The sequence below is a fragment of the Variovorax sp. P1_G12 genome, from assembly GCF_056405555.1.
This window is the reverse complement of sequence record NZ_JBFUBW010000004.1, coordinates 98,641-111,357: the sequence shown is the minus strand read 5'-3', so window position 1 is coordinate 111,357 and position 12,717 is coordinate 98,641. Positions and strand designations below refer to the sequence as shown.

15 protein-coding genes are annotated in these 12,717 nt (G+C 64.8%); 11 read left to right on the top strand and 4 right to left on the bottom strand.

Annotated elements, in window-relative coordinates:
• The first annotated feature begins 10 nt into the window (after positions 1–10).
• The 3 genes from AC1D2O_RS06140 (at position 11) to AC1D2O_RS06130 (ending at position 2,835) form a co-directional block, all read left to right on the top strand.
• Positions 11–646: an FABP family protein gene (locus tag AC1D2O_RS06140; protein WP_478087034.1), complete on the top strand. Its 636-nt coding sequence runs from the start codon at positions 11–13 to the stop codon at positions 644–646.
• 87 nt (positions 647–733) lie between these two features.
• Positions 734–943 carry a hypothetical protein gene (locus AC1D2O_RS06135; protein ID WP_478087032.1) on the top strand — a complete coding sequence of 70 codons (210 nt, stop codon included), beginning with the start codon at positions 734–736 and terminating at the stop codon, positions 941–943.
• A 164-nt stretch (positions 944–1,107) separates the two neighbouring features.
• Positions 1,108–2,835: a thiamine pyrophosphate-binding protein gene (locus AC1D2O_RS06130; protein WP_478087030.1), complete on the top strand. Its 1,728-nt coding sequence runs from the start codon at positions 1,108–1,110 to the stop codon at positions 2,833–2,835.
• Between the two features lie 73 nt (positions 2,836–2,908).
• On the opposite strand, the gene AC1D2O_RS06125 is transcribed toward AC1D2O_RS06130, so the two are convergent.
• On the bottom strand, positions 2,909–3,337 hold the full coding sequence (locus tag AC1D2O_RS06125; protein ID WP_478087059.1) for an SWIB/MDM2 domain-containing protein: 429 nt from the start codon (positions 3,335–3,337) through the stop codon (positions 2,909–2,911).
• Between the two features lie 173 nt (positions 3,338–3,510).
• Positions 3,511–4,437, bottom strand: a complete 927-nt coding sequence (locus tag AC1D2O_RS06120; protein ID WP_478156507.1) for a DMT family transporter — start codon at positions 4,435–4,437, stop codon at positions 3,511–3,513.
• Positions 4,438–4,470: 33 nt separating this feature from the next.
• On the opposite strand from AC1D2O_RS06120, the gene AC1D2O_RS06115 reads away from it, so the two are divergent.
• Complete coding sequence (locus tag AC1D2O_RS06115; protein ID WP_478087057.1) at positions 4,471–4,878, top strand: gamma-glutamylcyclotransferase family protein; 408 nt, start codon at positions 4,471–4,473, stop codon at positions 4,876–4,878.
• Positions 4,879–5,124: 246 nt separating this feature from the next.
• Positions 5,125–6,456 (top strand): isocitrate lyase, encoded by a 1,332-nt coding sequence (gene aceA / locus AC1D2O_RS06110; protein ID WP_478156505.1) that lies wholly within the window; start codon positions 5,125–5,127, stop codon positions 6,454–6,456.
• A 78-nt stretch (positions 6,457–6,534) separates the two neighbouring features.
• On the opposite strand, the gene AC1D2O_RS06105 is transcribed toward aceA, so the two are convergent.
• Positions 6,535–7,497, bottom strand: coding sequence for a GlxA family transcriptional regulator (locus AC1D2O_RS06105; protein WP_478087024.1), 963 nt, complete (start codon positions 7,495–7,497; stop codon positions 6,535–6,537).
• A gap of 113 nt (positions 7,498–7,610) precedes the next feature.
• On the opposite strand from AC1D2O_RS06105, the gene AC1D2O_RS06100 reads away from it, so the two are divergent.
• Both AC1D2O_RS06100 and thrS read left to right on the top strand, forming a co-directional pair.
• A complete protein-coding gene (locus AC1D2O_RS06100) occupies positions 7,611–7,922 on the top strand; it encodes a putative quinol monooxygenase (RefSeq protein ID WP_478087022.1) in 312 nt (103 codons plus the stop codon).
• A 218-nt stretch (positions 7,923–8,140) separates the two neighbouring features.
• Positions 8,141–10,048 carry a threonine--tRNA ligase gene (gene thrS, locus AC1D2O_RS06095; protein ID WP_478087021.1) on the top strand — a complete coding sequence of 636 codons (1,908 nt, stop codon included), beginning with the start codon at positions 8,141–8,143 and terminating at the stop codon, positions 10,046–10,048.
• A 68-nt stretch (positions 10,049–10,116) separates the two neighbouring features.
• Here thrS and AC1D2O_RS06090 read toward each other — a convergent pair whose 3' ends face one another.
• The gene (locus AC1D2O_RS06090) at positions 10,117–10,311 is read right to left on the bottom strand and encodes a hypothetical protein (RefSeq protein ID WP_478087063.1); all 195 of its coding nucleotides are present in this window, start codon (positions 10,309–10,311) and stop codon (positions 10,117–10,119) included.
• Between AC1D2O_RS06090 and infC the strand changes: the two genes are divergently transcribed.
• The 4 genes from infC (at position 10,222) to pheS (ending at position 12,717) form a co-directional block, all read left to right on the top strand.
• On the top strand, positions 10,222–10,770 hold the full coding sequence (gene infC / locus AC1D2O_RS06085; protein WP_478156504.1) for a translation initiation factor IF-3: 549 nt from the start codon (positions 10,222–10,224) through the stop codon (positions 10,768–10,770). The genes AC1D2O_RS06090 and infC overlap by 90 nt on opposite strands.
• Positions 10,771–10,919: 149 nt before the next feature.
• Positions 10,920–11,123 carry a 50S ribosomal protein L35 gene (rpmI, locus tag AC1D2O_RS06080; RefSeq protein WP_028253491.1) on the top strand — a complete coding sequence of 68 codons (204 nt, stop codon included), beginning with the start codon at positions 10,920–10,922 and terminating at the stop codon, positions 11,121–11,123.
• Between the two features lie 24 nt (positions 11,124–11,147).
• Positions 11,148–11,507, top strand: coding sequence for a 50S ribosomal protein L20 (gene rplT / locus AC1D2O_RS06075; protein WP_012747009.1), 360 nt, complete (start codon positions 11,148–11,150; stop codon positions 11,505–11,507).
• A gap of 133 nt (positions 11,508–11,640) precedes the next feature.
• The gene (gene pheS, locus AC1D2O_RS06070; RefSeq protein WP_478087016.1) at positions 11,641–12,717 is read left to right on the top strand and encodes a phenylalanine--tRNA ligase subunit alpha; all 1,077 of its coding nucleotides are present in this window, start codon (positions 11,641–11,643) and stop codon (positions 12,715–12,717) included.

The following is a 12,717-nucleotide window of genomic DNA, read 5'->3' as shown; positions in this document are numbered from 1 at the left end:
CGGACCCTCCATGCCCAACTTCCCCCACGACATCTACACCGAGCCTTCCGACCTGGATGGCGCAACGCTCGCCAATCTCGGTCCATTGCGCAGAATGGCCGGCCTGTGGCGGGGCGAGAAAGGCGTGGATGTCAAACCCAAGGCGCAAGGCCCGAAGACGCAGGTCTACGTGGAGCACTATGAGCTGCAGCCGATCGACCCGCAGACCAACGGCCCGCAAGTGCTCTATGGCCTTCGCTATCACACCTCCATCCACAAGCCCGGCCAGACCAAGATGTACCACGACCAGGTCGGCTACTGGTTGTGGGAGCCTGCCACCCTTACCGTCATGCACACGCTGGCCATTCCCCGAGGCCAGATCGCGATGGCCAGCGGCAAGGCGAGCGCAGAGGCGGACCGCTTCGAACTCACGGCCACGCGCGGAAGTCTGGTGAACGGCATCGTGTCCAACCCCTTCATCGAGCATGCCTTAACCACGCTGGAGTGGCGTATCGAGGTCGCCTTCAATGCCGACGGAACCTGGTCCTACGACCAGGACACCGTGATGCAGATACAGGGGCTGGCCGAACCCTTCCACCACACCGACCGCAACACGCTCACGAAGGTCGGCGAGCCGTCGCCGAATCCGCTGGCGATGCGGGATTGAGTGCAGGTACACGCGGCGATTTCCTACATAGAGAGTGCATTGAGGCCATTCAAGCTTCGCTTCCTCCAACCCACGACACGATGAAGCATGACGGAACCAGGAAACCTCGAGGATGAGGAACTGCTCAACCGGGCCCATCAACTGCGCTTGCTGGCACTGCGCGGCCACTCCGAGGCGCGGGGCTCTGCCCGCGCTCACGAAGTCGAGGTACGGCGTCGTTTCGGAGTGGCCACGACCCTGAACGCACCACTCGACCCGGCCCCGGCGCGCCGCCGTCCGTTCTGGCGCTTCTGGTGACCCTTGGGGCTGCCGGGCGACACAAGCGCCGGCGCCCGCGACAAGCGACCAGGTGGCGGGCGTCGGGCTCGGCGCTGCGGTCCGATGAGGCAAGGCAAGCCGGTCGAGGCACGCGGATAATTCGCGCACACCCCCATTGCAGCAGCGAGAAAGAAAGAGCATCCATGCGTTCATCCCAACCTGCCGGCCACCTGATTGTCGAGTGCCTGATCGAGCAAGGCGTCGAACTGGCCTTCGGTGTCCCAGGAGAGAGTTTTCTTGCGGTGCTCGACGGATTTCATGTCTACGGCGATCGCATTCGCTTCATCGTCAACCGCCAGGAGGGCGGGGCGGCCTTCATGGCCGAGGCGCACGGCAAGCTGAGCAATCGGCCCGGCGTGTGCTTCGTGACCCGCGGTCCCGGCGCCACCAATGCATCGATCGGCGTGCACAACGCCTTCCAGGATTCCACGCCGATGGTGCTGTTCGTCGGCGATGTCGGCAGCGACTTCCGCGACCGCGAGGCCTTCCAGGAGGTCGACTATGCGAGCTTCTTCGGGCCCAGCACCAAGGGATTCGCGAAGCGCGTGGAGCGCATCGACGATGCCGACCGCATTCCCGAATACGTGGCGCGTGCCTTCGCCACCGCGATGAACGGCCGCCCGGGCCCGGTGGTGCTGGTGCTGCCCGAGGACATGCTGCGCACGATGACCTCCGCCCGGCCACTCCAGCGTGTCGAGCCGGTGGCGGCGTGGAGCGACCCCGGCGCACTGCGAACCTTGCGCGAACTGCTGCTGAAATCGCAGCGGCCCCTGGTGATCGCCGGCGGAGGCGGCTGGACCCCGCAGGCGGCGCAGGCGCTGCAGCGCTTCGCCGAGAACTGGAGACTGCCGGTGGCGAACGCCTTTCGCTTCCAGGACACTTTCGACAACCACCATCCGCTCTACGCCGGCGACGTCGGCATCGCGATCAACCCGAAACTGGCCGAGCGCGTCCGGCAGAGCGACCTGATCCTCGCGATCGGCCCGCGCCTGGGCGAGATGACCACCGGCGGCTACACGCTGCTCGAAGCGCCGAAGGCGAAACAGACGCTGGTGCACATGCACGCCAGCGCCGAGGAACTGAATCGCGTCTACCAGGCCGACCTGGCGATCAACGTCGGCATGGCCTCGGCCGCGCGCAGCCTCGAGGTGCTGAGCGCACCGACCGAGTTGCCATGGGAGGCCTGGACCGCGGCGGCCCATGCCGACTACCTCGCGAACCTGGAGCCGCAGCCGCTGGCCGGCCTGCCCGCCGACTCGCCGCGCGGTGCCGTCGACATGGTGGAAGTGGTCCGGCTGCTGCAGAAGCACCTGCCGCCCGATGCGGCGATCACCAACGGCGCGGGCAACTTCGCGAGCTGGGTGCACCGCTACTTCCGCTACCACGGCCTCGCCAAGGGCCACAAGACGCAACTCGCGCCCACCAGCGGCGCGATGGGGTACGGCGTGCCGGCGGGCATCGCGGCCAACATCGCGACCGGGCGCGTCGCCTTCACGATCGCGGGCGACGGCGACTTCCTGATGAATGGGCAGGAGCTTGCCACTGCCTCGCAGCATGGCGGCAAGAGCATCGTCGTGCTGCTCAACAACGGCATGTTCGGCACCATCCGCATGCACCAGGAGCGCGAGTACCCGAACAAGGTGAGCGGCACCGCGCTGCGCAACCCGGACTTCTGCGCGCTGGCCCAGGCCTACGGCTATGCCGCCGAACGCGTGACCGAGACCTCCCGGTTCGAAGGCGCGCTGCTGCGCGCGCTGGCGGCCGAGACCGGCACGCTGATCGAGATCCCGCTCGACCCCGAAGTGATCACCACCCGCGGCACGCTGAGTGCGATCACGAAGGCGGCCGAGGCGCAGGCCGCCGGCCGCTGAGAAAAGGCAAAAGGCAAAAAAAAGCCGGCAGGTGCCGGCTTTTCCGAGGCAAGCGCGCGAGGCGCTTGCAGGCTTACTTGACGTGCTTGCCGATCAGCGAGGCCAGTTCGAACATCGACACTTGCGCCTTGCCGAAGATTTCCTTCAGCTTGGCGTCGGCGTTGATGTTGCGCTTGTTGGCCTTGTCCTGAAGGTTGTTCTTCTTGATGTAGTCCCACAGCTTGCTCACGACAGCGGTGCGCGGCAGAGGCGTCGAACCGACCACAGCGGCGAGCGCCGGGCTGGGGGTCAGGGCCTTCATGAACGCAGCGTTGGGGGTGCGCTTCTTGGCGGGAGCAGCAGCCTTCTTCGCGGGAGCAGCCTTCTTGGCCGGAGCGGCCTTCTTGGCGGGCGCTGCCTTCTTCGCAGGAGCAGCCTTCTTTGCCGGTGCAGCCGCCTTCTTGGCCGGAGCGGCCTTTTTCGCAGGAGCTTTCTTGGCCGGAGCCTTCTTTGCAGTTGCCATGGTTGATTTCCTTTTTTGGTTGGACACTTTCACCAATGAAAAGCAGTGTCTCCATCGGCATTGCGGATGCTAAAGGAGAAGAAACGCGTTTCCAAGGGAAAAAGCGACTTTTTCATTGGGGGCTGTTGTTTTTTCAGAGGGGAGAAAGCAGTGGCTTTCTCCAGCGAGAGGCTTCAGCTGCGGCGCGAAGGCCATGTCGCGAGTACCACGCCGAGCAGCGCGAGCGCAAAAGCGACCACTTGCGCAGCCGCCAGTCCCTCGCCGAGCACCAGCACACCGACCATCGCGGCGCTCACCGGCAGCATCACGGTGAACACGCCCGCCTGCGAGGCGGGCACGCTCTTGAGACCGGTCATCCAGAGCCACACCGTCCAGATGCTCGCGGCCAGCGCGTAGACCAGCAGCAGGGTCCAGATGCCGATGGACACCGAGCTGAAGTCGAAGCGCAGCGCGAACCAGATGCCGAAGGGCGTCGACAGCACGAAGCCCCAGAGATTGATCAGCGAGGAGATGCGCTTGGGCCCGAGCCGGCCGGTCAGCGACTTGCCGATCACCGCGTAGGCGGCCTCGCAGAGCACCGCGCAGAACACCAGCAGGTTGYCCAGCCAGGGCATCGAGGCGCCGGCCCCGGCGTCGGCATGCGCGGCCGCCGGCGCCGGCGCCAGCGCGAGCAGCCCGATGCCGAGCGCGGCGCAGGCGATTGCCAGCGCGACGCGCGTCGTGATGCTTTCGCGCAGGAACACCCGGCTGCCGATCGCCACCACTGCCGGGATCGACGCCATGATCACGCCGGCCGACACGGCACTCGTCAGGCTCACGCCGAACAGCATGCAGATCGAGAACAGGAAGTTGCCGAGGAAGGATTCGAGGAACACGAGCCCGCGTGTGCGAGCGGTCATCGATGGCTCGCCGGCCGGCCGCCGCAGCCAGTGCGGCATCGCCAGCGCCGCGATGCCGAAGCGCAGCCAAGCCAGCAGCAGCACCGGAAAGGCGGCCACCAGCGGTTTGGAGAGGGCGACATAGCTGCCGACCAGCGACATGCTCAACGCGAGGCAGCCATAGGCCACGAGGCGGCCGGATGCGTGGGATGCGGTGTTCAATAGACGGGTGCCGTTCCGAGGATTGATTCGATGATGCCCGATTCCCATGCCGCCGCCGCCGCGGCGCCCCGCCATGTCTTCGTCTACGGGACCCTGCGCGCCGGCGGCAGCAACGACATTGCCCGCTTCGCGCCGCCGCCCGAACGGGTCGCCGATGGAGTGATCGCCGGCACGCTGTACGACCTCGGCGCCTATCCGGGCGCGGTGCTGGGCGGCGAGGGCAGGGTGCGGGGCGAGATCTACCGGATCACGCCGGCGCTCGAAGCGCAGCTGGATCTGCTGGAAGATGTGAAGCTCGACGACACGGGCGAATACATCAAGCGCGAAGTGCGGGTGCGCGTGGCCGAGGCGCAGCTTGCCTGCCTGGTCTACGAGATCCATCCCGGTCGCATCGCCGGCCGTGCGCCGATCGCCAGCGGCGACTGGTTTCGCCGCGATTGACCTGGATCGGCATGTCGGTTTTCACGCGCGAAAAACTCGCTTCGCATTGTGAAATTGCGGGCTGCTGCGCCGCAATAAAATTTCTCAATACAAGAAAAATAATTTCGCATTGAGAAAAATCGTCGTAAGTTATTGATTTCATTGGCTCAAAAATATGTCTTCTATAAGACATAAGAGTCGCCGCCTGACTTACAGTAACTCCCACGACGCGACAGCGCCACCTCTCAATCAACCCTCGGAGTGACCATGCCCCAGACCCTCACAGAACAATTGAGCCGCGAACAGCAGATTGCCGCCCTCGAAAAGGATTGGGCGACCAATCCGCGCTGGAAGGGCGTCAAGCGCGGCTACAGCGCCGCCGACGTCGTGCGCCTGCGTGGCTCGCTGCCGATCGAGCACACGCTGGCCCGTCGCGGTGCCGAGAAGCTGTGGGAGAAGATCAACGGCGGCGCCAAGAAGGGCTACGTGAATGCCTTCGGCGCGATCAGCGCCGGCCAGGCGATGCAGCAGGCCAAGGCCGGCCTCGAGGCCGTGTACCTGTCGGGCTGGCAGGTCGCCGCCGACGGCAACACGTCCGAAACCATGTATCCGGACCAGTCGCTCTACGCCTACGACTCGGTGCCGACGATGGTCCGCCGCATCAACAACACCTTCAAGCGCGCCGACGAGATCCAGTGGGGCCGCGGCGTCAACCCCGGCGACAAGGAATTCATCGACTACTTCCTGCCGATCGTGGCCGACGCGGAAGCGGGCTTTGGCGGCGTGCTCAACGCCTTCGAGCTGATGAAGAACATGATCGCCGCGGGCGCCGCAGGCGTGCATTTCGAAGACCAGCTCGCCGCGGTGAAGAAGTGCGGCCATATGGGCGGCAAGGTGCTCGTGCCGACGCACGAGGCATGCGAGAAGCTGATCTCCGCGCGTTTCGCGGCCGACGTGATGGGCGTGTCGACCATCGTGCTGGCTCGTACCGATGCCGAAGCCGCGAACCTGATCACCTCCGACCATGACGCGAACGACAAGCCCTTCCTCACCGGCGAGCGCACGCAGGAAGGCTTCTACCGCGTCAAGAACGGCCTCGAGCAGGCCATCAGCCGTGGCGTCGCCTACGCGCCGTATGCCGATCTCGTCTGGTGCGAAACCGGTGTGCCGGACATCGGCTTCGCCCGTGAATTCGCGCAAGCCGTTCACGCGGCCTGCCCGGGCAAGCTGCTCTCCTACAACTGCTCGCCATCGTTCAACTGGAAGAAGAACCTCGACGACAAGCAGATCGCATCGTTCCAGGAAGACCTCTCGGCGCTGGGCTACAAGTACCAGTTCATCACGCTCGCGGGCATCCACATCAACTGGTACAACACCTTCCAGTTCGCGCATGCCTATGCCAACGGCGAAGGCATGAAGCACTACGTCAACATGGTGCAGGAACCCGAGTTCGCTGCGCGTGACAAGGGCTACACCTTCGTGTCGCACCAGCAGGAAGTCGGCGCCGGCTACTTCGACGACGTCACCACGGTGATCCAGGGCGGCTCGTCGAGCGTCAAGGCGCTGACCGGCTCGACCGAGGAAGAACAGTTCCACTGAGACCCGAGGGTCTCTGATTCATATCCCCGCGTGAGCCTCTCACGCGGGGATTTTTTTCGTCCACGCTTCCCGGTGGGCTCAGTCGGCCACGCGCAGGTCGCGCACGCCCCGGCCCAGGCGCTGGCGCAGCAGCGCGCGCAGCGTGACGCCTTCGGCATAGCCCACCAGCGTCGCGATCTGCTCCAGGCTCCTGTCGCTGGTCTTCAGCAGATGCACGGCACGCTCGACCCGCAGGTCCTGGAAATACGACAGGGGCGTCTTGCCGAGCACCTGCTGCAGCCGGCGCGCCAGCGTGCGCTTGCTGGTGCCAGCGGCGAGCGCCGCCTCGTCGAGCGAGAAGCCCTCGGCCAGCCGGCCGCGCGCCCAGCGTTCGAAGCGTTCGACGGTCGGGTCCGAATGGCTCAGGTGGTCGGTGATCACGTAGGCGGACTGCGAGGGGCGCGAATCGACGATCAGGTACTTCGCCACCAGCGAAGCCAGTTCGGGACTGGCCTGGCGCACCAGCAGCAGCGCCATGTCGACATGGCTCAGCGCCGCGCCCGCGGTGAGGAAGGCGCCCGAACTCACCAGCATGCGGGACTCCTCGAGCCGGACCGCGGGGTAGCGCTGTCGGAACAGGGTCGACAGCCACCAGGTGGTGGTGGCGCTCTGGCCGTCGAGCAGCCCCGATTCGGCCAGCACGAAGGTGCCGATGCAGGCCGCGGCGATCCGGACGCCGCGCGCCGACTCGTCGCGCAGCGACGCCGTGGCGTCCGCGATGTCGCGGCGCTGCAGCGCGAGCTGGAGCCCCTCGGGCATCTTCTCGCCGATCGCCGGGATCACGGTCCAGTCCGGCGTGCGCATCCGGTCGGCGGGTTGCACCGGAACGCCGAGTCCCTGCGAGGTCCGCACCGTTCTTCGCATCCCGACCAGCGCGACGTCGAAGGGCGGCTGCGCGAAGCCGAGCATGCCGGCGAGTTCGTTGGCGGTGCCGAAGACGTCCTGCACCGTCGCCAGGCCGGTATCGAACACGCCATCGAGTGCGAGGATGTTGACTCTCATGGCAATAACGATAGCAAAGATGTCAAAAATGCCAATAGAGCAAATCCGCGGCCCGGCCTAGAGTGACCCACGGTCGTCGCAATCTCGCGCCACCGCATTCACCGGAGATCCACATGATCAAGTACGCACTGTTCGCCCGCCTCGAGGCCAAGCCGGGCAAGGAAGCCGAGGTCCAGCAGTTCCTCGAAGCCGGTCTGGCGATGGCGCGCGAAGAGAAGACCACGCCGATCTGGTTCGCACTGCGCCTGACGCCGGGCACCTTCGGTATCTTCGATGCCTTCGAGGACGAAGCCGGCCGCCAGGCCCACCTCTCCGGGCCGATCGCCCAGGCCTTGATGGCGAAGGCGCCGGAGCTGTTCGCCAAGCCGCCGTCGATCGAGCCGATCGAGGTGCTGGGCCTGAAGAACGCCGCCGCGGCGAGCTGACGCCGCAGCGGATAGAATCGCCGGCTCAGACTCCGTACCAACAAGAGCGAGAAAGGCACCCTGGTTATGACACCGCGAACTACACCGCATGCAACGAGCGGTCTTTTCCCTGAAGGAAAAGGCCGGTAGGCCGCGCATGCTGGACACCTTCCAGCGCATCACCAAGCCAAGCGCGGTCCCCTGACCGCGCTTTTTTGTTTCTCGCCGAGGTTTCTTCCATGATCCAGATCACGCTTCCCGACAACTCGCAGCGCGAGTTTCCCGGCCCGGTTTCCGTGGCCGAGGTGGCCCGCTCCATCGGCCCCGGCCTGGCCAAGATGACGGTGGCCGGCAAGGTCGACGGCCGGCTGGTCGATGCCAGCGACCTCATCGACCGTTCCGCCAAGCTGCAGATCATCACGCCCAAGGACGACGAGGGCCTGGAGATCATCCGCCACTCGACGGCCCACCTGGTCGGCCACGCGGTGAAGCAGCTCTACCCGACGGCCAAGATGGTGATCGGCCCGGTGATCGACGAAGGTTTCTACTACGACATCTCCTACGAGCGCCCGTTCACGCCCGAGGACATGGCCGCGATCGAAGCCCGCATGCGCGAGCTGATCGCGCAGGACTACGACGTGGTCAAGAAGATGACGCCGCGCGACGAGGTCATCGACGTCTTCAAGTCACGCGGCGAGGACTACAAGCTGCGCCTGGTCGAGGACATGCCCGACGAGAAGGCGATGGGGCTGTACTACCACCAGGAGTACGTCGACATGTGCCGCGGCCCGCACGTGCCGAACACGCGCTTCCTGAAGGTTTTCAAGCTGACGAAGCTGGCCGGCGCCTACTGGCGCGGCGACGCCAAGAACGAGCAGCTGCAGCGCATTTACGGCACGGCCTGGGCCGACAAGAAGCAGCTCGAGGATTACATCCGCCGCATCGAGGAGGCCGAGAAGCGCGACCACCGCCGGCTCGGCAAGGAACTCGACCTGTTCCACATGGATGAGGCCGCGCCGGGCCTGGTGTTCTGGCACCCGAAGGGCTGGTCGATCTGGCAGCAGGTCGAGCAGTACATGCGCCGCATCTACCGCGACACGGGCTACCAGGAGGTCAAGGGTCCGCAGATCCTCGACAAGAGCCTGTGGGAGAAGACGGGCCACTGGCAGAACTACCGCGAGAACATGTTCACGACGGAGTCGGAGAAGCGCGAGTACGCCCTGAAGCCGATGAACTGCCCGGGCCACGTGCTGATCTTCAAGTCCGACTTGCGCAGCTACCGCGACCTGCCGTTGCGCTATGGCGAATTCGGCCAGTGCCACCGCAATGAGCCGAGCGGTGCGCTGCACGGCATCATGCGCGTGCGCGGTTTCACGCAGGACGACGGCCATGTGTTCTGCACGGAAGACCAGATCCTCGATGAGTGCGTGGCCTACACGGCACAGCTGCAGAAGGTCTACGCCGACTTCGGCTTCACGGACATCCTCTACAAGGTGGCAACGCGGCCGGACAACCGGGTCGGCTCCGACGAGCTGTGGGACAAGGCCGAGCACGCGGTCATGGAGGCGCTGCGCCGCTCGGGCGTGGACTTCATCATCACGCCGGGCGAGGGTGCCTTCTACGGCCCGAAGATCGAGTACACGCTGCGCGACGCGATCGGCCGCCAGTGGCAGTGCGGCACGATCCAGGTCGACTTCAACACCGCCGAGCGCCTGGGCGGCGAATACGTGACGGAAACGAGCGGCCGCGCCTACCCGGTGATGCTGCATCGCGCGATCGTCGGCAGCCTCGAGCGCTTCATCGGCATGCTCATCGAACACCATGCCGGCGCGTTGCCCGCATGGCTCGCTCCGGTGCAGGTGGTGGTGCTCAATATCAGCGAAAACCAGGCCGATTACGCCGCGGAAGTTGCCAAAACGCTGCAGGATCAAGGGCTTAGAGTTTCGCTCGACCTGCACAACGAGAAGATTACGTATAAAATACGGAAGCATTCGTTGCAAAAGCTTCCTTTCATCCTCGTCGTAGGCGACAAGGAAAAGGAAGCAGGTGCCGTCGCAGTGCGCGCCCGGGGCAATGTTGACCTCGGTGCCATGTCGGTGGAGGCGTTCTCCCAAAAGATCGCTCACGACATCCAACACAAGCTTTGAATTTGAATGGATTCAAAGGCCGATTCAGTCGATCGGGCTGCTTGTGGGCGTGGACTCCCCGGCGTTCGCTACAGATTTTGTAGCAAGTTGTTTGAAGGATTCTGACCATCGCTACTGCATTTCGCGACCGCCGCCACCGCGAGGAACGCCAACACCGCCTGAACCGGGAAATCATGGCCCCGGAAGTCCGCCTGATCGGGCCCGAGAACGAGCCATTGGGTGTTGTGAGTCTTGCCGAGGCCTTGCGCCTGGCCGGTGAACAAGACGTCGACCTGGTCGAAGTTGTCGCGGCGGCCAATCCGCCCGTCTGCCGGCTGATCGAGTACGGCAAGTTCAAGTACCACGAGCAGAAGAAGGCGGCCGAGGCGAAGTCGAAGCAGAAGGTCATCGAGGTCAAGGAAATCAAGTTCCGCCCCGGTACCGATGATGGTGACTACAACATCAAGATGCGCAACATCCGGCGCTTCCTGGAAGAAGGTGACAAGTGCAAGATCACGCTGCGGTTCCGCGGTCGTGAAATCACCCACCAGGAACTCGGTCTGGCGCTGTTGCAGCGGATTCGCGACGAACTCGGCGACCTGATCCTCGTGGAGCAGTTCCCGAAGCTCGAAGGCCGGCAGATGATCATGATGATCGCACCGGGCCGCAAGAAGCCAGGCGGAGCGGCCAAGCCGGCTGCCGACGCAGCGGCGACGCCGGTTGCGGCGCCCGCAACGGCTTGAGTCGACGCGAGTCGAAATTTTTGCAGGGATTTCGCCCCTGAGCGCTCTCGAAAGGGGCGGGCAGGGGCGGGATAAAGAAGTGTCTCGGGGCCAACAAGCCCGTGGAATTTCCGCGGCGCCTCACGAGCACAAACTAAAGGAGCATTCACATGCCCAAAATGAAGACCAAGAGCAGCGCGAAAAAACGTTTCCGCGTTCGTCCCGGTGGCACCGTCAAGCGCGGTCAAGCCTTCAAGCGTCACATCCTGACCAAGAAGACCACCAAGAACAAGCGCCACCTGCGCGGTGCCACGGCAGTTCACGAAACCAACATGGTTTCGATGGCCGCCATGTTGCCCGGCAGCGGCATTTAACCCAGACGAACAAGGAGTACACACATGCCTCGCGTCAAACGTGGTGTAACGGCTCGCGCCCGCCACAAGAAGGTTCTCGCACTCGCCAAGGGTTTCCGCGGTCGCCGCGGCAATGTCTTCCGCATCGCCAAGCAGGCGGTGATGAAGGCAGGCCAATACGCCTACCGTGACCGCCGCACCAAGAAGCGCGTGTTCCGTCAACTGTGGATCGCGCGTATCAACGCCGCCTCGCGTGAACTGGGCCTGACCTACAGCCAGTTCGCCAACGGCATCCGCAAGGCCGGAATCGAGATCGACCGCAAGATGCTTGCCGATATCGCCGTGCACGACAAGGCCGCTTTTGCCGGCATCGTGGAGCAGGTCAAGGCCAAGCTGGCTGCTTGATCCTGCACAGCAGGCGGCCCGTCTCCGGACGGCGGCCTGCGCCCACGTCAAGGGCTGGCGCTTGAAAGGGCTCCAGCCCTTTTTTCATCGTGGCTCCAGCCCCGTTTCCTTTTTCATCTCGAAGATTTTCTCCATGAACGAGTTGGACTCCCTGGTCGACACCGCACGCGCCGCCTTCGCCACAGCGAAAGCCCCGGCCGAACTCGAGAACGCGAAGGCGCTGTTTCTCGGCAAGTCGGGCCGCATCACCGAGCTGATGAAGGGCATGGCGGCGCTCAGCGTCGACGAGAAGAAGTCGCGCGGCGCCCAGATCAATGTCGCCAAACAGGCCATCGAGGCTGCGCTCACCGAGCGCCGCCAGCAACTCGCCGACGAGGAACTGGCCGTGCAGTTGCGGGCCGAGGCACTCGACGTCACGCTGCCGGGCCGCCGCCGAGTGGCCGGCGGACTGCATCCGGTGAGCCGCACGCTGGAGCGCATCGAGGCCATCTTCTCGAGCATGGGCTTCGACGTCGCCGACGGCCCCGAGATCGAGAGCGACTGGCACAGCTTCACCTCGCTCAACAACCCGCCGAACCATCCGGCGCGTTCGATGCAGGACACCTTCTACGTCGACATCGACGGCGAGGACGGCGTGCCCTACAACCTGCGCCCGCACACCAGCCCGATGCAGGTCCGCTACGCGAACCAGCACGTGAAGAAGTACGCCGCGCAATTCGAGGCCGCGGCAGCCGACACCACCGGGACGGTCAAGGCGCCCGAGATCCGCGTGATTGCGCCGGGCCGGACCTACCGCGTCGACAGCGACGCCACGCACTCGCCGATGTTTCACCAGTGCGAAGGCCTGTGGCTGGGCGAGAACGTGAGCTTCAAGGACTTGAAGGTCGTCTTCACCGACTTCTGCCGCACCTTCTTCGAAAGCGACGACCTGGTGCTGCGCTTCAGGCCGAGCTTCTTCCCGTTCACCGAGCCGAGCGCAGAGATCGACATCCAGTTCCAGAGCGGACCGCTGGCCGGCCGCTGGCTCGAGGTCGCGGGCTCGGGGCAGGTGCATCCCAATGTGGTGCGCAACATGGGGCTGGACCCCGAGCGCTACATCGGCTTCGCCTTCGGCATGGGCCCGGACAGGCTCACGATGCTGCGCTACGGCGTCAACGACCTGCGCCTGTTCTTCGACGGCGACCTGCGCTTCCTCAGCCAGTTTCAATAA